The organism is Salipiger sp. H15 (assembly GCF_040409955.1).
Taxonomy (GTDB): Bacteria; Pseudomonadota; Alphaproteobacteria; order Rhodobacterales; family Rhodobacteraceae; genus Salipiger.
Genome location: NZ_CP123385.1, coordinates 617,159 through 635,701 on the forward strand (window position 1 = coordinate 617,159; position 18,543 = coordinate 635,701).

General features: G+C 69.7%; 18 protein-coding genes. 12 read left to right on the top strand and 6 right to left on the bottom strand.

All coding sequences use genetic code 11. From position 1 onward, the window contains the following. Positions 1 to 14: 14 nt before the first annotated feature. The 5 genes from PVT71_RS17175 to PVT71_RS17195 form a co-directional block, all read right to left on the bottom strand. The gene (locus PVT71_RS17175) at positions 15 to 737 is read right to left on the bottom strand and encodes an ABC transporter ATP-binding protein (protein WP_353475278.1); all 723 of its coding nucleotides are present in this window, start codon (positions 735 to 737) and stop codon (positions 15 to 17) included. Next, positions 734 to 1,492, bottom strand: coding sequence for an ABC transporter ATP-binding protein (locus PVT71_RS17180; RefSeq protein WP_353475279.1), 759 nt, complete (start codon positions 1,490 to 1,492; stop codon positions 734 to 736). The genes PVT71_RS17175 and PVT71_RS17180 overlap by 4 nt, the downstream gene beginning before the upstream one ends. After that, a complete protein-coding gene (locus tag PVT71_RS17185; protein WP_353475280.1) occupies positions 1,485 to 2,375 on the bottom strand; it encodes a branched-chain amino acid ABC transporter permease in 891 nt (296 codons plus the stop codon). Before PVT71_RS17185 ends, PVT71_RS17180 begins: the two co-directional genes overlap by 8 nt. After that, a complete protein-coding gene (locus PVT71_RS17190; protein ID WP_353475281.1) occupies positions 2,368 to 3,261 on the bottom strand; it encodes a branched-chain amino acid ABC transporter permease in 894 nt (297 codons plus the stop codon). Before PVT71_RS17190 ends, PVT71_RS17185 begins: the two co-directional genes overlap by 8 nt. Before the next feature lie 117 nt (positions 3,262 to 3,378). After that, on the bottom strand, positions 3,379 to 4,491 hold the full coding sequence (locus tag PVT71_RS17195; protein ID WP_353475282.1) for an ABC transporter substrate-binding protein: 1,113 nt from the start codon (positions 4,489 to 4,491) through the stop codon (positions 3,379 to 3,381). 247 nt (positions 4,492 to 4,738) lie between these two features. On the opposite strand from PVT71_RS17195, the gene PVT71_RS17200 reads away from it, so the two are divergent. The 11 genes from PVT71_RS17200 (at position 4,739) to PVT71_RS17250 (ending at position 16,461) form a co-directional block, all read left to right on the top strand. Further along, complete coding sequence (locus PVT71_RS17200; protein ID WP_353475283.1) at positions 4,739 to 5,377, top strand: GntR family transcriptional regulator; 639 nt, start codon at positions 4,739 to 4,741, stop codon at positions 5,375 to 5,377. A 177-nt stretch (positions 5,378 to 5,554) separates the two neighbouring features. Beyond that, positions 5,555 to 7,132 (top strand): multicopper oxidase domain-containing protein, encoded by a 1,578-nt coding sequence (locus tag PVT71_RS17205; protein ID WP_353475284.1) that lies wholly within the window; start codon positions 5,555 to 5,557, stop codon positions 7,130 to 7,132. Then, positions 7,113 to 7,421: a c-type cytochrome gene (locus PVT71_RS17210; protein ID WP_353475286.1), complete on the top strand. Its 309-nt coding sequence runs from the start codon at positions 7,113 to 7,115 to the stop codon at positions 7,419 to 7,421. Before PVT71_RS17205 ends, PVT71_RS17210 begins: the two co-directional genes overlap by 20 nt. After that, positions 7,403 to 8,095 carry a phytochelatin synthase family protein gene (locus PVT71_RS17215; protein WP_353475287.1) on the top strand — a complete coding sequence of 231 codons (693 nt, stop codon included), beginning with the start codon at positions 7,403 to 7,405 and terminating at the stop codon, positions 8,093 to 8,095. Before PVT71_RS17210 ends, PVT71_RS17215 begins: the two co-directional genes overlap by 19 nt. After that, a complete protein-coding gene (locus tag PVT71_RS17220; RefSeq protein ID WP_353475288.1) occupies positions 8,092 to 8,577 on the top strand; it encodes a hypothetical protein in 486 nt (161 codons plus the stop codon). The genes PVT71_RS17215 and PVT71_RS17220 overlap by 4 nt, the downstream gene beginning before the upstream one ends. Beyond that, positions 8,574 to 10,190, top strand: coding sequence for a GMC family oxidoreductase (locus PVT71_RS17225; RefSeq protein ID WP_353475289.1), 1,617 nt, complete (start codon positions 8,574 to 8,576; stop codon positions 10,188 to 10,190). The genes PVT71_RS17220 and PVT71_RS17225 overlap by 4 nt, the downstream gene beginning before the upstream one ends. Beyond that, the gene (locus PVT71_RS17230; RefSeq protein ID WP_353475290.1) at positions 10,187 to 11,629 is read left to right on the top strand and encodes a hypothetical protein; all 1,443 of its coding nucleotides are present in this window, start codon (positions 10,187 to 10,189) and stop codon (positions 11,627 to 11,629) included. Before PVT71_RS17225 ends, PVT71_RS17230 begins: the two co-directional genes overlap by 4 nt. An 81-nt stretch (positions 11,630 to 11,710) precedes the next feature. Then, positions 11,711 to 12,028, top strand: coding sequence for a metalloregulator ArsR/SmtB family transcription factor (locus tag PVT71_RS17235; RefSeq protein ID WP_353475291.1), 318 nt, complete (start codon positions 11,711 to 11,713; stop codon positions 12,026 to 12,028). 52 nt (positions 12,029 to 12,080) lie between these two features. Then, a complete protein-coding gene (locus PVT71_RS17240) occupies positions 12,081 to 13,130 on the top strand; it encodes a permease (protein ID WP_353475292.1) in 1,050 nt (349 codons plus the stop codon). Between the two features lie 199 nt (positions 13,131 to 13,329). Further along, positions 13,330 to 14,520, top strand: coding sequence for an efflux RND transporter periplasmic adaptor subunit (locus PVT71_RS17245; protein WP_353475293.1), 1,191 nt, complete (start codon positions 13,330 to 13,332; stop codon positions 14,518 to 14,520). 6 nt (positions 14,521 to 14,526) lie between these two features. Then, positions 14,527 to 16,461 carry a MacB family efflux pump subunit gene (locus PVT71_RS17250; RefSeq protein ID WP_353475294.1) on the top strand — a complete coding sequence of 645 codons (1,935 nt, stop codon included), beginning with the start codon at positions 14,527 to 14,529 and terminating at the stop codon, positions 16,459 to 16,461. Between the two features lie 22 nt (positions 16,462 to 16,483). On the opposite strand, the gene PVT71_RS17255 is transcribed toward PVT71_RS17250, so the two are convergent. After that, a complete protein-coding gene (locus tag PVT71_RS17255; RefSeq protein WP_353475295.1) occupies positions 16,484 to 17,401 on the bottom strand; it encodes a MurR/RpiR family transcriptional regulator in 918 nt (305 codons plus the stop codon). A gap of 99 nt (positions 17,402 to 17,500) precedes the next feature. On the opposite strand from PVT71_RS17255, the gene PVT71_RS17260 reads away from it, so the two are divergent. Continuing rightward, the gene (locus tag PVT71_RS17260) at positions 17,501 to 18,472 is read left to right on the top strand and encodes a TAXI family TRAP transporter solute-binding subunit (protein WP_353475296.1); all 972 of its coding nucleotides are present in this window, start codon (positions 17,501 to 17,503) and stop codon (positions 18,470 to 18,472) included. The last annotated feature ends 71 nt before the right edge of the window (positions 18,473 to 18,543 follow it).

Below are 18,543 nucleotides of genomic sequence, written 5' to 3' on the forward strand. Positions count from 1 at the left end.
CCGCCGCCGTCGCCTCAGCCCTCGGGATCGCCGCCGAGGTAGAGCCGCTCCATCGCCGGATCGCCCAGCAAGTCCTGCGCCTTCGCGGTCAGCGCCACCTTGCCGAGGTTCAGGACATAGGCTCGGTCCGAGACCATCAGCCCCTCGAAAGCGTTCTGCTCGACCATCAGGATGCACATGTCCTGCGCGTCGCGGATGCGGGCGATCGCCTCGAAGACGTCGTGCATCATCGCGGGCGACAGGCCCGCCGAGGGCTCGTCGAGCAGCAGGATGCGCGGCCCGGCCATGAGCGCGCGGGCCAGCGACAGGATCTGCCGCTCGCCGCCCGAGAGCGCCGAGGCCTTGCGCCGCCGCTTGTTCGCCAGCGTCGGGTACTGCGTCAGCAGCGCGTCGAGCCGTTCGTCCCGCGTCTGCCGGTCGAGGCCGCGCGCGCCCATCAACAGGTTCTCGGTCACGGTCATGGTGCGGAAGACGTTGTCGGTCTGCGGCACGTAGCCGACGCCGTGATGGCGCACCTTCTCGTGGATCGGCACCGCCTCGGCGTGCTGCCCGTCGATCCGCACCGTGCCCGCGCGCGGCGTGACGAACCCCGCGACGGTCTTCAGCAGCGTGGACTTGCCGCAGCCGTTGGGGCCGAGGATGGTGACGATCTCGCGCGCATGGGCCTGCATCGAGATGCCGCCCAGAATGTCGGGCCCGTCGCCGTAGCCGGCGCGGATGTCCTGAACCTCGATCATCTTGCGGTCTTTCCTTTCTCGACCGACTTGCCGAGGTAGGCCTCGACCACGGCGGCGTTTTTCTCCAGTTCGTCAGGGGCGCAATCGGCGATGAGCTGCCCCCGGTCGAGCACGATGCAGCGGGTGCAGAGCTGGCGAATGAAGAGCATGTCATGCTCGATCACCAGGAGCGTCGTGCCCTCGCGCGCGGCGCGGCGCAGGATGGTGATCATCTCGCTGCGCAGCTCGGGGTGGACGCCGGCGGTGGGCTCGTCGAGGCAGAGCAGCTTCGGCGCGCCGCGCAGGGCAAGCGCGACCGAGAGCAGCTTCTTCTGCCCGCCCGAGAGCGCGCTCGCCGGCAGGTCCGCGACATGGGCAAGGCGGAACAGCGCGAGCAGCTCGTCGATGCGCGCATCCTTCGCCGCGCCCTTCAGCATGTTGCGCGCGGCGCCCGCCGTCACGTCACCCGCCGCCAGCACCTCCCGCGTCGTCATGCGGGCCGGCATCGAGGGCAGTTGGAAGGTCCGCGCGAGCCCCGCCCGCGTCACCTCGTGCGCGGGCAGGCCGGTGATGTCGCGCCCGGCAATGCTCACCGTGCCGCCATCGGGGGCCAGAAACCCCGAGATGGCGTTGAGCAGCGTCGACTTGCCCGAGCCGTTCGGGCCCAGCAGGCCGACGATCTCGCCGGGCGCGATGCTGGCGGCGACGCCCTCCAGCACCCGGTGCGCGCCGAAGGCCTTGGAGAGGCCGTCGAGTTTCAGCAGGGGATCAGCCATGGGAGCCTCCGATCCGTTCGGGGAAGAGCCCCTTGGGGCGCCAGATGAGGAAGGCGAGGATGCCGCCGCCGACGATCACCAGCCGCGTCGCGGCGACGAAATCGGTGGGCAGGTCGAGCCAGTCCTTGACGAAAGGCACGTAGGCCAGCGCGAATTGCATCAGGAAAGCCCCGGCGACCACGCCCCAATTGTTGGCGATGCCGCCGATGATCACCATCGACCAGATCAGGAAGGTCTCGTGGCTCATCAGTTGCTCGGGGCCGACGAAGGACAGGTAATGGGCGTAGAGGAACCCCGCCACCGCCGCCATCAGCGACGAGATCACCATGACGATCGCCCGCATCCGGCCAAGGTCGTAGCCGAGCGCGCGCGCCAGCTGCGGCTCCTCGCGCATCATCTTCAGCGCCATGCCGAAGCCCGAGCGGGTGATGCGCTGGCAGAGGATGAAGGCGGCGACGAGCAGCGCGGCGTAGAGTGCCAGGCGCGACAGCCCGGCGCCCTGCCCGGCCAGCGTCGAGAAGGTCACCGGCAGGCCCGAGACCCCCTGCGCCCCGCCCGCGAGCGCCTGCTCGTTGGTGAAGACGAGCCGCATGATCTCGGCCAGCGAAAGCGTAGCGATGCCCCAGTAATCCTCGGACATGCGCGCGCCGAGCCGGGCGAAGAAGAGCCCCAGCAGCGCGGCAAGGACCAGCCCCAGCGCCAGCCCGGCCAGCGGCGGCCAGCCCCAGAGATGGGCGAAGGCAGCGCCGTAGCTGCCGCAGCCGAAAAGCGCGATGAGGCCGAAGTTGACGAGGCCGGAAAAGCCCATCTGCAGGTTCAGCGCCAGCGCGAGGATGCCGTAGAGGCAGGAGACGGCGGCGACATGGATCAGGAAGTCAGACACGGGACACCTCGCTGGTGAACAGCCCCGACGGGCGCAGCAGCAGGAAGCCGACGAGCAGCGCGAAGCTGGCGGTCTGGGCGTAGCTCGCGGGCAGGAAGAGGAAACCCTCGCCGTTCAGCACGCCGAAGTTGGTGTTGGTCACGAAGGTCTCGGCGGCCGAGATCACCAGCGCGCCGGCGATGGCGCCAAGCGCGTTGCCGAGCCCGCCGAGGATGGCGGCGGCGAAGACCGGCAGCAGCATCTGCGTGCCGAGATCGATCGAGACCGAGCCGCGCATCGCCAGCGTCATGCCGCCAAGCGCGGCCAGCACGCCCGACAGGAAGACCGTGGCATTGATCACCCGGCGCGTGTCGATGCCGCTGGCCGAGGCCAGCACCCGGTTGGTCGCGGTGGCGCGCATCTCGCGGCCGAGCCTTGTCAGGAAGAGGATCGCCGCGAAGCCGCCGAGCGCGGCCACGGTGATCGCCAGCGTGGAGATCTGGTGCAGGGTCACCCGCGCGCCGAGGAGGCGCATGGCGGGGGAGACAGGCAGCTCGAAGCGGTAGGCGGAGGGGCCGAAGGCCAGCAGGAACACCGCCGAGAGGATCATCGACAGCGCCAGCGAGCCGATCAGCGCGATGGCCGAGCCCTCGGTCAGCAGCCGCTCGAAGAGCAGCACGTTGAAGACCACGGCGAGCCCGCCGACGAGCAGCGCGGAGACGGGCAGTGCCAGCACCAGCGGCAGTCCCGCCTGCTGCAGCAACATGCCGAGGAAGGCGCCGACCACCGCGTACTGGACCAGCGCGACATTGGGAAACTTGATGAGCGAGTAGACTCCGCTCAGGGCGACGGCGATCAGGGCGAGGTCGAGCGCCCGGATGACCGTGTCGATCAGGAATTGGATCATGGTGTCTCTCTTGGGCCCCGGGAGGAGGGGCGGCATCGTGACCCGCGCCGTCACAGGGGGGACGGCGCGGGCCCTTGGCGGCGCGGGAGCACCCACGCCGCGCGGCTCGTGGCGGGATCAGTCCACCTGGACCAGATCGTTCCCCTCGACCTTGAACTTGAGGTAGGGCTGCGACATGCGCTGGCCGTTCGCGTCGAGCCGGATCTCGCCGGTGGCGCCGCTGAAGCCCTCGTCGCCGAGCGTGCGGATCGCCGCGAGCAGCGCCGCCTTGTCGGTGGAGCCCGCCATCTCGATCGCCTTGGCGGCGAAGAGCACCGCGTCATGCGCGTAGCCGCCGTAGGCCGACAGGAACGTCTCGCCGTAGCTTGCCTCGTAGGTGGCGGCATAGCCCTCGCCACCCGCGCCGAGATAGCCCACGTCCATGCCGGTGAGCCCCTGCTTGAACTCGGGCGCGGTGTCCTTGTTCATCATGGTGATCAGGATCGAGTACCAGGGCGCGTCCTGCTGCAGGCCGAGCTCGAAGCTTTCCTGCATGATGAGCGCGGCGTCGGTGCCGTAGGCGGTGAAGACGTAGGCGTCGGGGTCGGTGGCCTCGAGCTGCTGCAGCTCGCGGCGGTAGGAGGGCTGGCCGCCGGTGAACAGCACCGAGGTCTTCACCGTCCCGCCCATCGCCTCGAGGTGCTTCCGGAATTCCTGCGCCACGCCCTGGCCGAAGGCGTTGTTCACCGCCAGCACCGCGACGTTCTTCCAGCCGTTGGCGATGACCTGTTTCGCGGCGAACTCGGTCGAGACGTTGTCGAGCCCGACCATCGAGAAGGAGCTGTCGCCGATGTTGCGCACGAGGCCCGAGGTCGAGGCGGGGTTGAGGTGCGGGATGCCCTCCTGCACGAGGTACTCGCCCATCGGCAGGGTGATGCCCGAGGAATAGGAGCCGATGACCAGCGGCACCTGGTCGACGGTGACGAGCTTGCGCGCCGCGTCGATGGCGGTCTGCGGCTTGCCCGCGCTGTCCTCGACGATGACCTTGAGCGGCTCGCCGAGCACGCCGCCCGCGTCGTTGATCTCCTTCACCGCGATCTCGATGCCGCGGCGCTGGTCCTCGCCGGGGGTCGCGTTCGACCCCGACAGCGGGATGACCGCGCCGAGCGTGATGTCGGCGAAGGCGGCGGGCGCGACCAGCAGCGTGGTCGCCGAGAGCAGGGCCGCGGGGAGCAGGGTTTTTCTTGTCATGGAGTGCCTCACAAGTTGGACGGCAAAAATATATGTTAAAATATCCGTATAGATATCCATGATCTGCGCCACATCTCCGCCGTTTCCACGGGTTTTCGCAATATTGCCGTGAATCCTGCGGGATACGGCCCGCCGTGCTGTCGATCCCTCCCGGTGCTTCAAGGCCGGTCCAAAGCACGAATCCCGGTCGTTTCCGGCGTGACCTGCGCCGCACAGGCAACTATGGTTCGCACGAGGCAGGGTAAGCATGACCAAGAAAACGACGCAGTTCAGCCAGTCCGTCCACCAGCTCCGCTCGATGATCCTGGCGGGCGATTTCCGCCCCGGGGCGCGGCTGCTCGAGGAAGAGCTGATGGAGTCGCTGCAGATGGGGCGCACGCCGCTGCGCGAGGCGCTGCTGCTGCTTCAGGGCGAGGGGCTCATCGAACGCCGGCACGGCTGGTACGTGGCCGAGACCGCGCCGGACGACCTGCCGAAGATCTACGAGGCGCGGGGCATGGCCGAGGGCGCGCTCGCCGCGCTCGCCGCGCGCAACGCCACCCCGGCGCTGGTCCAACACCTGGAAGAGCTCTGCGCCGGGATGGAGCGCTGGCCGGAGATCGGCAGGGCCGAGCTCAACCGGCTGAACGGCGGCTTCCATGCTGCCGTCGCCGAGGCGGCGGACAATCCCTACATCCTCGAGTTCTGGCAGAAGGCGCAGTTCTACCACTGGCAGCTGCGCATGCCGGTGATGTTCAGCGAGGACCAGATCCGCACCGCCAATGCCGAGCACCGGGCGATCTTCGAGGCGGTCCGCGACGGCGATGCGGGGCGCGCCGGTTTCGCCGCCCGCGCGCATGTGGAGACGACCCGCGGCATCGTCCTGGACGCGCTGGGTCTGCTCTGACCGGCCTCTCGCCGAGGGCCGCAAGAATTTGGATTAACTTCTGGATATAGGGCGCGGCGGCGCCGGGACTATCCCCGTATTGGAAACAGTCTGTCTACACGCAACATTCAGCTTCTGCGCGCATAGGTAGTATGCAACATGGGCATACCTACCAACGGATTAGTGGACCGCAGACACATGCCGAAGGCAAAGCCCGTTCCAGACACCACCCGGGGACCCGGCTTTACCCGCAGACGTCTTCTCCTCTCTGCGGCTACGCTCACCGGCGCGGCCTGGCTGGGCAGCGGCGCGGTCTCCCGCGCGCTGGCCGAGGGTTCCGCGACCGACATTCCCGCCAGATCGCCGCTCGGCCTGCCCACCGATCTGAAGAACCCGCGCGAGGTGCTCTCGTCCGGCGGCCGCTTCAGGCTCGACCTAACGATGAGGCAGTCCGAGATCGAGCTGCCCTATGCGCGGGCGAAGCTGCGGCTCTACGAGGGCGAGATCCCGGGGCCGACCTTCCGCGTCGCGCCCGGCGACGACATGGAAATCACCCTGCACAACGACATGCCGCCGAACACCGATCCGTCGGCGGTGGTGCTCAACACGCCCAACGAGTTCAGCACCACCAACCTGCATTTCCACGGCTTCCACGTCAGCCCCAAGGGCAATTCGGACAACGTCTACCTGCAGATCCACCCCGGCGAGAGCTTCAACTACATCGTGCGCCTGCCCGAGGATCACCCGGCGGGGAACTACTGGTATCACCCGCACCGGCACGGCTCGGTGGCGCTGCAGGTGGCCTCGGGCTGCGGCGGCATGATGATCGTCGGCGGCGCGCTCGACGAGGTGCCCGAGGTCGCTGCCGCGATCGAGCGGGTCATGGTCTTCCAGTGCCCGGTCGTCGATCCCAAGGCCGAGGACCTCGACAGCTACGACACGATCTGGTCGCTCGACGCCGAGCGCTTCTGGCTGGTGAACGGCGAGTACCGCCCGCGCATCTACATGCGCGCCGGCGAGGTGCAGCACTGGCGGATGCTCAACGCGGGTGACCAGCAGTTCCTGCCGATGCGGCTCGACGGGCTCGAGCTCTACGAGATCGGCTTCGACGGCAACCCCTACCCCGAGGCGCGGCAGACCGACGAGATCTTCCTCGCCCCCGGCAACCGCATGAACCTGATGGTCAAGGCGCTGGAGCCCGGCAGCTACACGCTGCGCCGCCCCGCCTTCAGCCAGGGCAAGCAGCCGCTGGACGAGGTGCTGATGGCCGAGGTCATCGTGCTGCCCGCGAACACCGCCCGCATCGCGCCCGACGTGAAGATGGGCACCGAGCTGCCGAAGGGCCCGCTGCCCAGGAACGCCATCCTCAGCGACATCACCGACGCCGAGATCGTCCGCACCCGGCAGATCGTGCTCGGCGTCAGCGACGTGCAGGGCATGTTCAAGGACACGGTCTTCACGCTCAACGGCGCGCCCTTCGATCCGCAGCGCGACGACATCGTCGCCAGGCTCGGCGAGGCCGAGGAGTGGGAGCTGGTCAACACCACGCCCTACCCGCACCCGATCCACGTGCACGTGAACCCGATGCAGGTGACCAAGATCAACGGCGTGCCGCTGGCCGACCCGCAATGGCAGGACACCATCGCCGTGCCCGCCGCGGGCACCGTCACCCTGCGCATGCGCTTCACCGATTTCGACGGGCGGTTCGTCATGCACTGCCACATCCTGCCACACGAAGACCTGGGAATGATGTTCAATGTCGCCATTCAGGCTTGAGCTTGCCCTGCTCGCGCTGCTTGCACCCTGCGCGGCCTGGGCCGACGAGACACCCGCCGTTCCCGCCAGCGTCGCGTCCTGCGTGTCGTGCCACTCGGCCGACGGCAACCCGCTGGTTGCGGGCGTCCCCATCCTTGCCGGCCAGCGGCAGGACTACCTGGAAGGCGCGCTGAAATCCTACCGCTCGGGCTACCGCAAGGGCGGCACGGCCGACGTGATGGGTTTCTATGCCAAGCAGCTTTCCGACAGCGACATCGAGGAGATCGCCAAATGGTTCAGCGCAAACTGATCGCCGCCCTGCTGGGCCTCACCCTTGCCGGACCCGTGATGGCCGACGAGCTGGTCTACCTGACCAGCGAGGAAGGCGAGGCGAGGCTGCTCGGCACCGAGATCAACCGCGACTACTTCCCGCTCGCCTCCTATCTCGAGTTCGAGCAGATCCTCACGTTCTGCGGCCCGGCCTCCGTCGCCGCCGTGGCGAACTCGCTCGACATCTCGCGCCCCTCGCCCGACCGGCTCTACCCCTGGACGCTGTTCACCCAGGACACGCTGTTCAACGAGGCCAACCAGAAGCTGAAGCCCTATGCCATGGTCGAGCACGAGGGGCTGACCCTCGCCGAGCTCGACACCTTCATCGAGAACCTCGGGATGAAGGCCGAGCACCACTTCGCCGACGAGACCTCGGTGGACGATCTGCGCGCCGCGCTGAAGGCGACGCTCTCGGACCGCAATGCCCGCTTCATCGCCAACTACTCGCGCAAGGCGCTGCCGCAGGACGGCGACGGGCACATCTCGCCGGTTGCCGCCTATGACGAGGCCACCGACAGCGTGCTGATCCTCGACGTGGCCAAGTACAAGTACCCGCCGGTCTGGGTGAGCGTCGAGACGCTGCACGCGGCGATGATGATGGTCGACACCGGCTCGAACCGCTCGCGCGGCTTCGTCGTGGTCTCGGCCCCATGAGGCGCGTCCCGCAGACCCGCCGCGCCGTGCTGGGCGGCGGCGCCAGCCTGCTGGCGCTGGCGGCCCTGCCCGGCGGGGCGCTGGCCGCCTCGCTGAACGGCGCGCGCGACCGGACGATGTTCCGCTCGATCCTCTACGCGCTGGCGGGTCCCGTCGAGGTCGCGCCGCAGCTGCTGGAGAGCGTCACCGCGCTTTTCGAGGCGAAGTTCGGCGCCACGGCTGTCGACGTGCTTTCGGCCCATGCCGCGCAGGCCGGGGTCGCGCCGCTGCTCGAGCCGCAGGAGGACGCGGGCCGCGAGGCGCAGCTGCAATGGCTGACCGAGGCGCTCTTCACCGGCACCGCCGACCCCGAGGATGACAGCGCGCGGATGATCAACTACCCCCACGCGCTTGGCTGGAAGTCGCTCAGCTTCGGCAAGGCGCCGGGGCTCTGCGCCGGGCCCGAGTTCGGCTACTGGCAACACGAATGGAGCGCCGCGTGACCGGACCTGCCGACCTTACTGCAGACATCGTCATCGTCGGCTCGGGCATGGGCGGCGCGCACCTGTCGCGCAGCCTCGCCGAGGCAGGGCGCGACGTGCTGGTGCTCGAGGCCGGCGGGCGCAAGACCCGCAGCGAGTACCTTGCCGATTTCTACGAGAACCCGGTGAAGGGGCCGCAGGCGCCCTATCCCAGCCAGGATTTCGCGCCGCACCCCACGGACACCGATTACGACAGCTTCTACGACCAGGCCGGGCCGGCGCGGTTCGTCGGGGCCTACCTGCGCATCTACGGCGGCACCAGCTGGCACTGGACCGGCTTCGCCGACCGGCTGCGCCCCGAGGATTTCAAGGCCGCAACGCTCTACGGGCGCGGCGCCGACTGGCCGATCAGCTACGACGAGCTGCTGCCCTACTACCGGCAGGCCGAGGCGCGCTGGGGCGTCGCCGGGGATTCCGCGCACACCTGGGGCGCGCCGCGCGCGGCGGATGATCCCTACCCGATGCCGCCGATCCCCGCCTCGTGGATGGACAAGCAGATCCAGACCCAGGCGCTCGACGCCATGGGCCTCAACGCCGCGATCTTCAGCCATGCGCGCAACTCGGTGGTGCACGACGACCGCCCGCCCTGCTGCGGCAACAACACCTGCGTGCCGATCTGCCCGATCGGCGCGAAATACGATGCCTCGGTCGACATGGACAAGGCCGTCGCCGCCGGTGCCCGCATCGAGCTGCAGGCGCTGGTGACCCACATCGCGGTGGGCGAAGACGGCAAGGTCACCGGCCTCACCATCCGCCGCCCCGACGGCACCACCCAGAGCGTCACCGCGAACACCTACGTGCTCGCCTGCCACGCCATCGAGACGCCGCGCCTGCTGCTCAACTCGAAGCAGGAGACCGCGCCCAACGGCGTCGCCAACGGCAATGACCAGGTCGGCCGCTACCTGCTCTCGCAGTGGAACGTCGACGTCTGGGGCGAGGTCCGCGACCCGGTCTTCCCCTATCGCGGGCCGCAGCAGACCTCGGGCATCACCGAGTACCGCGACGGCGAATTCCGCAAGGATTACGCGCCCTTCGGCACCTCCTTCATGAACAACGGCTGGAGCGGCAACGATGACGCCACCAAGCTTTCGAAGGAGCTGATCGCCAAGGGGATGCGCGGCGCGGCACTGGTGCAGGCGCTCGACAGCCGCATCGCGCGGCACGTGCGGCTCAACTCCTCGGCCGAGACGCTGGGCAGCCCCGACAACCGCATCACCCTCTCGGAGCAGCTCGACAGCGCCGGCATCCCGAAGCCGCGCATCAGCTTCACCGTCGACGAGTACACGCAGGCCGGGATCGACGTCGCCACCGGCGTCTCGCGCGAGGTGCTGACCCGCATGGGCGCGCCCGAGGTGCATACCGACAAGCCCTACCTGTCGAACGCGATCATCGGCGGCACGACCCGCATGGGCACCGATCCGAACCACTCCGTGGTGCGCCCCGACCTGCGGAGCCACCAGCATGACAACCTCTACATCCTCGGAGCGAGCACGCACGTGAGCTGCCCGGTCAACGCCCCCTCCCTCACCATCGCCGCCATGGCGATCCGCCTCGCCGGACACCTCGGCGCATGAACCCGGCCGGTCTCTTCCTGCTGATCCCGCTGGTGCTGCTCGGCAACGGGCTGCGCTCGGTCATCGCCTCGACCGTCTTCGTCTCGGAAGGCAGTTTCGCCAGCTTCCTGTCGATCACCGTCGAGGCGACGGCGGCGATCATGGAGCTGCTCATGGGCGCGGTGCTGGTCTCGCTGCTGCTCGCCCCGTGGCTGATGCGCCGCGTCCCGGCCAAGCGCCTCGCGGTCTGGATGTGCCTGCTTGCGGGCGTCGCCGCGCTGGGGCTCGCCGGGCTCTTCCGCTTCGCGCCGCCGGTCGACCTGCGGGTCGCGCTGGTCATCCTGCTCTTTCCCATGGCGGGCTTCGCGCTGGCCACGCTGGCGCCGATCTCGCAGGCCTGGATCGGCATGGGCGGGCCGCGCTGGGGCAAGCTGCTGACCGGCGTCTGGTCGGTGGCCATGCCGCTCGCCTTCCTCGTCACGCCGCAACTGGTGCGCGTCGTCGCCCCGCGCCACGGGCTCGACAGCTTCTTCGCCGGCTTCGCGGTGGTCGTGCTGCTGCTGATCGGCGCGATCCTCCTGCTCGGCCGGCGCGCCACCGAGGACCCCGCCGGGCAGGGCCCCGCGCTCATTCCGGGTCCGCTGATGCTGGCGGCGCTGCTGGCGCTGCTGCTCTTCGAGGGGCTGACCTTCGTCACCTCGATCTCCACCGTCAGCTCGCCCATCGTGCTGCCGCTCGCCGCGCTCTTCGCCGCGAGCCTGTGGTACCTGCGCCGGACATGGAAATCCGTGCCGCGCGGCGCCTCGGCGGAGGATGCCAGCACGCGCAGGCGCGTGCTCGGGCTCTTCGCCGGGCTCTTCCTGCTCAACGTGGCGACCACCGGCTTCTTCGACACGACCTACCTCGTGCGCCACGCCTGCTCGACGACGCTGATCGACGACCGGGCGACGCTGGCGGCGCTGGCGCAGGTGCTCGCCGCCGTGGGCACCGCCACCGCGCTCGGGCGCTGGAACCTGCACGGGCGCTTCATCCTCTGCGGCATGGCCATCGCCGCGCTCGGGCTGCTGGGCTATCTCGCCTATCCCGGGCTGCTGGTGCTGAGCTTCTACGGCATCCCCGACAACGTGGTCTTCGTCGGCTCGCGGCTGCTGACCGGCTTTGGCTCGGGCATGGCGACCACCGCGACGATCTACGCGGTGAGCCGGCTTGCCGGTCCGCGCGGCGGGGCGCAGCTCTTCCTCGCCTTCGTCATCATCATCGGCACGGAGATGGGGCTCGAGAGCTTCGAGCTGCTCGGCCAGGTCGCCACGCTGACGAATGGCAGCACGCTGCCGCCCTACGCGCTGATCTTCCTGCTGCAGGCCCTGATCGCCGCCGCCGCCATGCTGCCGGTCGCGTTCCTTTCCTGCGGCGCGTCGGGCAGCGCGGAAGGGCCTGCGCCCGCCGCCAAGGCCGCCTGACCGCCTGACCCGGCACGCCGCCGGAACGACCGGGTCCGACAAAAGGATTTACATAACCGGAATTCCGGTTATGTTTTTCCCATGACCACGACAAGCCCCCACGCCCGCGCCCTTGCCGCGCTTGGCCATGACGCCCGCCTCTCGATCTTCCGCCTGCTGGTGAAGGCCGGGCCCGAGGGGCTGCGCGTCGGCGACATCGGCGCGCATCTCGGCCTTGCGCCCTCGACCCTCGCCCATCACCTCTCGGCGCTGACCGCCGCCGGGCTGGTGCTGCAGGAACGGCAGGGGCGCGAGGTGATCAACCGCGTCGATTACCCGGCGGTGGAGCGGGTGGTGGGCTTTCTCACCTCGGAATGCTGCGCCGGGGTGGCCCCGGCAAGGACGGAGGACGCGGCATGACAGCGCCGCCTTTTCCTTACCCTGAAACACCCATATTTCCGGATATGTCGTCATGAGCGAAACCGCCGTTCAGCCGCCCCGCCCCCGCCTTCCGCTCCGCCAGAGCGCAAGGAAACAGGGCGTCTGGCTCGCCAGCGCCGCGATCCTTCTGGGTCTCGCGCTCATCGATCCCGCCCTCGCGCGGGGCAGCGCCGCATTCGCCGCCGACGCGCTGCTGCACACCGCGCCCTTCCTGCTGCTTTCCATCGCCATCGCCGCCTGGGCCGAGGCGACGGGGGCCGACAACCTCATCGCCCGCGCCTTCACCGGCGCGCCGCTGCTGATGGTCGCGCTCGGCGCGCTGGCGGGCGGGCTTTCGCCCTTCTGCTCCTGCGGGGTGATCCCGCTGATCGCGGCGCTGCTGGCCATGGGCGTGCCGCTCTCGGCGGTCATGGCCTTCTGGCTGGCCTCGCCGATCATGGACCCGTCGATGTTCCTGCTCACCGCCGGGGTGCTCGGCCTGCCCTTCGCGCTGGCCAAGACCGCGGCCGCGGTCGGGCTCGGCCTCGCCGGGGGGCTGGTGGTGCACCTGCTGGCGCGCGGCGGCGCCTTTGCCGCGCCGCTGCGCGAGGGGGTCGGCAACGGCGGCTGCGGCGGCTCCAAGATGCGTACCCCGAGGCCGGTGGTCTGGCGCTTCTGGACCGATCCCGAGCGCCGCGCCAAATTCGCCCGCAGCGCCCGCAACACCACGCTTTTCCTGCTGAAATGGCTGCTGCTGGCCTTCCTGATCGAGAGCCTGATGCTGGCCTTCATCCCGGCCGAGACCGTGACCTCGGTGCTGGGCGGCACCGGGATCGCGCCGATCGCCGTGGCTACGCTGGTGGGCGTGCCCGCCTACCTCAACGGCTACGCGGCGCTGCCGCTGGTGGCGGGGCTGATCGGACAGGGCATGGCGCCGGGCGCGGGGCTGGCCTTCCTCGTGGCGGGCGGCGTCACCTCGATCCCCGCGGCCATGGCGGTCTGGGCGCTGGCGCGGCCGCCGGTCTTCGGGCTCTACATCGCGCTCTCGCTCGCCGGGGCCTTCCTGTCGGGGCTGCTGTTCCAGCTCTGGACGCTGCTCTGAACCCGCGGCGCATGGCTGCCCTGCACCGGGGCGCCTTGTGCCGCTGCGCACCGCTTCCCACCTGAACCTCATGAAGCAGGGCGCCTCGCAGCCGGGGCGCCCTTGCCGTTCCCGGCGTCCCCTGCCCCGCGCGAAATTTCTGCGACGGGAAATGCCGCGCCGCCCGTGTAAGTCACCGGGAAAGTTTCAGGAGCCGCCCATGAACCTGCGCATCACAGTTCTGATCATCGCCCTGCTGAGCCTCGTCGGCGCCGGCGCGGGATGGGCCTATCTCGACCGCACCGAGACCCCCGAAACCACCGGCCCGCAGACCGTCGCCGTCACCCGCGCCACCGTGTCGAGCACCGTGCTCGCGACCGGGCTGATCGAGGCCACCGACCTCGTCTCGGTCGGCGCGCGCACCTCGGGCCTGATCGAGGAACTGGCGGTCGCGGTCGGCGACGAGGTGGCGCAGGGCGCGCTCATCGCCCGCATCGACTCGCTCGAGCAGCAGAACGCCGTGGCGCAGGCCAAGGCCGACCTCGCCCAGATCGAGGCCGAGATCGACGCCAAGAAGGCCGAGATCCGGCAGGCCGAGCTCGACCTCGAGCGGCAGCAGGGGCTCAATTCGAAAAAGCTCTCGGCCACCTCCGCGCTCGAGGCCGCCGAGGCGACGCTGGCGATGACCCGCGCGGGCCTGCAGTCGCTCGAGGCGCAGCAGGCCCGGGCCGGGATTGCCGTCGCCTCCGCCGAGCTCGACCTCGAGCGCACCAAGATCACCGCGCCCATCGACGGCACCGTCGTCGCGGTGGTCAACGGCGAGGGCACCACGGTCAACGCCTCGCAGGAGGCGCCGACCATCGTCAAGCTCGCGCGGCTCGACCGGATGGAGGTGAAAGCCGAGATCTCCGAGGCCGACGTGATCAACGTGAAGCCCGGGCAGGAGGTGGAATTCACCCTGCTCGGCGCGCCCGACCTGACCTATACCGCCACGCTGGCCTCGGTCGAGCCCGCGCCCTCGTCGATCAAGGACAGCGACGAGATCGATACCGACAGCGCGATCTACTACAACGCCCGTTTCACCGTCGACAACGCCGACCGGCTGCTGCGCATCGGCATGTCGGCGGACGTGACGATCTTCCTCGGCCGCGCCGAGGACGTGCCGACGCTGCCGCTCTCGCTGCTGCCCGCCAAGGGACGGGGCGGGCGCACCACGCTCGACGTGCTCGGCACCGGCGGCCAGCCCGAGCGGCGCGAGATCGAGATCGGCCTCAAGGACGCCACCCGCTTCGAGGTGCGCGCCGGGCTCGACGAGGGCGAGCGCGTCATCACCTCGGCCCCGCCGCCCGCAGCCATGGGCGACAGTTCGCGCCGCGGTGGCCGCGGCGGCCCGCCGATGATGGGCCTCTGAGGCGCCATGGCACTCATTGATCTCAAGGGCGTCGAGCGCGCCTTCCCGGCGGGCGAGCAGACCGTCCGCGTGCTGCGCGGCATCGACCTCTCCATCGAGGCGGGCGAGATGGTCGCGATCATCGGCCAGTCCGGCTCGGGCAAGTCGACGCTGATGAACATCCTCGGCTGCCTCGACCGCCCCAGCGAGGGCAGCTACCGCTTCGACGGGCGCGACGTGCAGGCGATGAGCGATCTCGAGCTTGCCGAGCTGCGCCGCGACCATTTCGGCTTCATCTTCCAGCGCTACCAGCTGATGGCCGAGCTCGACGCGGTGGGCAACGTCGAGATCCCGGCGATCTACCGTGGCGCCGCCCGCAAGGCGCGGCGCGAACGCGCCAAGGCGCTGCTCACCCGGCTCGGCCTCGGCGAACGGCTCGGCAACAGGCCCGGCGCGCTTTCCGGCGGGCAGCAGCAGCGGGTCTCGGTGGCGCGCGCGCTGATCAACGGCGGCGAGGTGATCCTTGCCGACGAGCCCACCGGCGCGCTCGACAGCGCCTCGGGGGCCGAGCTGATGGCGCTCCTGCGCGAGCTGCACGCCGAGGGGCACACGGTGATCCTCGTCACGCACGATCCGCAGATCGCCGAGGCCGCCGACCGGGTGATCGAGATCTCCGACGGCGAGATCGTCGCCGACACCCGCAGGCGCCCCTTCACGGCCCCCGCCCGCGTCGAGACCGTCCACCCCGCCGCCTCCGGCCTCGGCGCGCTGGCCGACCGGCTGCGCGAGGCGACGCGCATGGCGCTGAAGTCCATGGCGGCGCACAAGCTGCGCTCGTTCCTGACCATGCTCGGGATCATCATCGGCATCACCTCGGTGGTCTCGGTGGTGGCGCTCGGCAACGGCAGCCAGCAGAAGGTGCTCGAGAACATCGCCTCGATCGGCACGTCGACCATCGACATCCGCCCCGGCACCGGCTTCGGCGACCGTCGGGCGAACCGGGTGGACACGCTGGTCGGCGGCGATGCCGACGCGCTCGCCCTGCTGGAGTTCGCCGCCTCGGTCTCGCCCGAGGTCTCGACCACCGCGACGGTGATCCACGGCGGCACCAGCGCCTCGGCGCAGGTCAAGGGCGTCTCGGCGGGCTACTTCCAGCTGGGCGCCTACACGGTCACCAGCGGCACCTCCTTCGCCGAGGCCGAGCTGCAGACCCGCGCGCAGGTCGCGGTGCTCGACAGCGACGCCGCGCAGACCTTCTTCGGCGGCGAGGACCCGGTCGGCCAGCGGGTGATGATCGGCCGCGTGCCGCTGCAGGTGATCGGCGTGGTGAAATCCTCGGGTGCCAGCTTCGGGCCGCAGTCGATCAAGATCTTCACCCCCTACACCACCGCCATGGCGCGGATCACCGGCAGCCGGACGGTGGATTCGATCTCGGTACAGGTGGCCGACGGGCACGACATGGCGCTGGCGGAAAGCGAGATCACCCAGGTGCTCACCCGGCGCCACGGCAAGGTGGATTTCTTCCTGACCAACACCGACACGATCCGCGAGACCATCCAGAGCACCTCGAAGACGCTGACATGGCTGATCTCGGCCATCGCGCTGATCTCGCTCTTCGTCGGCGGCATCGGGGTGATGAACATCATGCTCGTTTCGGTCACCGAGCGCACGCGCGAGATCGGCATCCGCAAGGCCGTGGGCGCGCGCCAGTCCGACATCACCGCGCAGTTCCTGATCGAGGCCGTGCTGGTCTGCCTGATCGGCGGCGCGCTCGGCGTGGCACTGGCCTACGGGCTCGGCGCGGTGCTGGGCGTGGTCGCGCCCTCGATGCGGCTGGTCTACTCGGGCGCGACGGTGGCCGCGGCCTTCGGTTCGGCGACGCTGATCGGCGTGATCTTCGGCTACCTGCCCGCCCGCTCGGCGGCGAAGCTCGACCCGGTGGTGGCGCTGGCGCGGGAGTGACGCCCCGCGCGCCCCGCCGATCCTACCGGTAGGCCCCCGCCTCGTGCAGCCGCTGCTCGAAGCGGGTGATGTTGCCAAGCGCCTTGTCCGACTGCAGCACCATGTTCGCCACCAGCGCCTCGGCGAGGGCGAAGGCGCCGATCATGCTCGGCAGCGCCTGCGGCCCGTGCATCTCGGGCAGCATCACCACCTCAGCGCCGCGCGCCACCGGGCTGCGCGGATCGTCGGTGATCGCGATGCAGCGCGCGCCCTGCCGCAGCGCCAGCTCATGCGCGGCGATGGTCTCGACCGAGTAGTGCCGGAAGGTGATCGAGACCACCACGTCCTCGGGCCCCGCCAGCGCGATGCGGTCGCGGATGTCGCCCGGCGTGCCGGCGCGCGGCGCGAAATTGTCGAAGGCCATGCGCGCGGTGTAGCCGAGGTAATCGGCGATGGCGTAGCAGCTGCGCACCCCCACCACGTAGACCTGCCGCGCGCCCAGCATCAGCCGCGCCGCCGCGTCGATCGCCGCCCGGCTCTCGGGGGTGAAGGCAGAGTCGAGGTTGCGGTGCCCCGCCTCGCGGATCGCGTCGAGCACCGAGGCGCTGTCCTTGCCCGAAAGCTCCCCCGCCCGCTTGCCGTAGATCTCGCCGCCCTGCCGCACCGCGTCCTGAAAGGCGTTTCGGCAGGCCTCGTAGCCCGCAAAGCCCAGCGCCTGCGACAGGCGCACCACGGTGTTGGCATTGGCCCCGGACCGCTCGGCAAGGCTGCGCACCGAGTTCAGCGCGATCTCCTCGGGCTGGTCCGACGCCCAGCGCGCCAGCGCGGCGACACGGGGCGTTCCGTTGCGCCCGAGCTGGCGCAGGGCGCGGGCGAGGTCATCTAGCGAAGAAGGTGTCGGCAGCTCGGCCTCCCGGGTCTTTACCCGCCGGATTTTCGACTTAGCTCGTGGTGTTTGCAAGCGTGATACATTTGTATTGTTTACCTTGACCCTATGCAATGAAATGTTTCACTGACAGGCGAGACCCGAATCTCGGACCACTTCAGGGAGACCCTCGACATGACCAAACCTCTGATCGGCGCGCTCGTCGCCGCCGCCACCGCGCTTGGCGCGGGCGCTGCCGTTGCGCAGGACCAGACCTTCATCTCGATCGGCACCGGCGCAGTGACCGGCGTCTACTACCCGACCGGCGGCGCGATCTGCCGCCTGGTGAACCGGGGCCGCTCCGAGCATGGCATCCGCTGCAGCGTCGAGGCCACCGGCGGTTCGGTGTTCAACATCAACGCCATTCGCGGCGGCGAGCTGGAATTCGGCGTCGCCCAGTCCGACTGGCAGTACCATGCCTACAACGGCACCTCGACCTTCGCCGAGCAGGGCCCCTACGAGGGTCTGCGCGCGGTCTTCTCGGTGCACCCCGAGCCCTTCACCGTGGTCGCCCGCGCCGATGCCGGGATCGAGACCTTCGACGACCTCAAGGGCAAGCGCGTCAACGTCGGCAACCCGGGCTCGGGCCAGCGCGGCACCATGGAAGTGCTGATGAACAAGATGGGCTGGACCATGTCCGATTTCGCCGTGGCCTCCGAGCTGCAGGCGGCCGAGCAGTCCCAGGCGCTCTGCGACAACAACATCGACGCGATGGTCTACACCGTCGGCCACCCCTCGGGCTCGATCCAGGAGGCCACCACCGCCTGCGACAGCGTGCTGGTGGACGTGAACAACGAGGCCGTGGCCGAGCTGGTCGCCGAGAACCCCTTCTACCGCACCGCCACCATCCCGGGCGGCATGTACCGCGGCAATGACGAGGACACGCAGACCTTCGGCGTCGGCGCGACCTTCGTGACCTCGGAAGACGTGCCCGAAGAGGTGGTCTACCAGGTGGTCAAGGCGGTCTTCGACAACATCGACCAGTTCCGCGGCCTGCACCCGGCCTTCGCCAACCTCGATCCGAAGGAAATGGCCACCGCCGGCCTGTCGGCACCGCTGCACCCGGGCGCCGAGCGCTACTTCCGCGAAGCCGGGCTGATCGAGTGATCCTGTCCCGTCACGGATGACACCCGGCCCGGGCGCCACGCCGCGCCCGGGCCCCTGCGGCAAAGCGGCAT

Coding starts and splice junctions, on each gene's coding strand:
- PVT71_RS17235 (WP_353475291.1), top strand. CDS start 11,711: ATGACCACGACAAGCCCCCACGCCCGCGCCCTTGCCGCGCTTGGCCAT.
- PVT71_RS17220 (WP_353475288.1), top strand. CDS start 8,092: ATGAGGCGCGTCCCGCAGACCCGCCGCGCCGTGCTGGGCGGCGGCGCC.
- PVT71_RS17200 (WP_353475283.1), top strand. CDS start 4,739: ATGACCAAGAAAACGACGCAGTTCAGCCAGTCCGTCCACCAGCTCCGC.
- PVT71_RS17240 (WP_353475292.1), top strand. CDS start 12,081: ATGAGCGAAACCGCCGTTCAGCCGCCCCGCCCCCGCCTTCCGCTCCGC.
- PVT71_RS17215 (WP_353475287.1), top strand. CDS start 7,403: ATGGTTCAGCGCAAACTGATCGCCGCCCTGCTGGGCCTCACCCTTGCC.
- PVT71_RS17260 (WP_353475296.1), top strand. CDS start 17,501: ATGACCAAACCTCTGATCGGCGCGCTCGTCGCCGCCGCCACCGCGCTT.
- PVT71_RS17250 (WP_353475294.1), top strand. CDS start 14,527: ATGGCACTCATTGATCTCAAGGGCGTCGAGCGCGCCTTCCCGGCGGGC.
- PVT71_RS17180 (WP_353475279.1), bottom strand. CDS start 1,492: ATGGCTGATCCCCTGCTGAAACTCGACGGCCTCTCCAAGGCCTTCGGC.
- PVT71_RS17245 (WP_353475293.1), top strand. CDS start 13,330: ATGAACCTGCGCATCACAGTTCTGATCATCGCCCTGCTGAGCCTCGTC.
- PVT71_RS17195 (WP_353475282.1), bottom strand. CDS start 4,491: ATGACAAGAAAAACCCTGCTCCCCGCGGCCCTGCTCTCGGCGACCACG.
- PVT71_RS17205 (WP_353475284.1), top strand. CDS start 5,555: ATGCCGAAGGCAAAGCCCGTTCCAGACACCACCCGGGGACCCGGCTTT.
- PVT71_RS17210 (WP_353475286.1), top strand. CDS start 7,113: ATGTCGCCATTCAGGCTTGAGCTTGCCCTGCTCGCGCTGCTTGCACCC.
- PVT71_RS17230 (WP_353475290.1), top strand. CDS start 10,187: ATGAACCCGGCCGGTCTCTTCCTGCTGATCCCGCTGGTGCTGCTCGGC.
- PVT71_RS17175 (WP_353475278.1), bottom strand. CDS start 737: ATGATCGAGGTTCAGGACATCCGCGCCGGCTACGGCGACGGGCCCGAC.
- PVT71_RS17190 (WP_353475281.1), bottom strand. CDS start 3,261: ATGATCCAATTCCTGATCGACACGGTCATCCGGGCGCTCGACCTCGCC.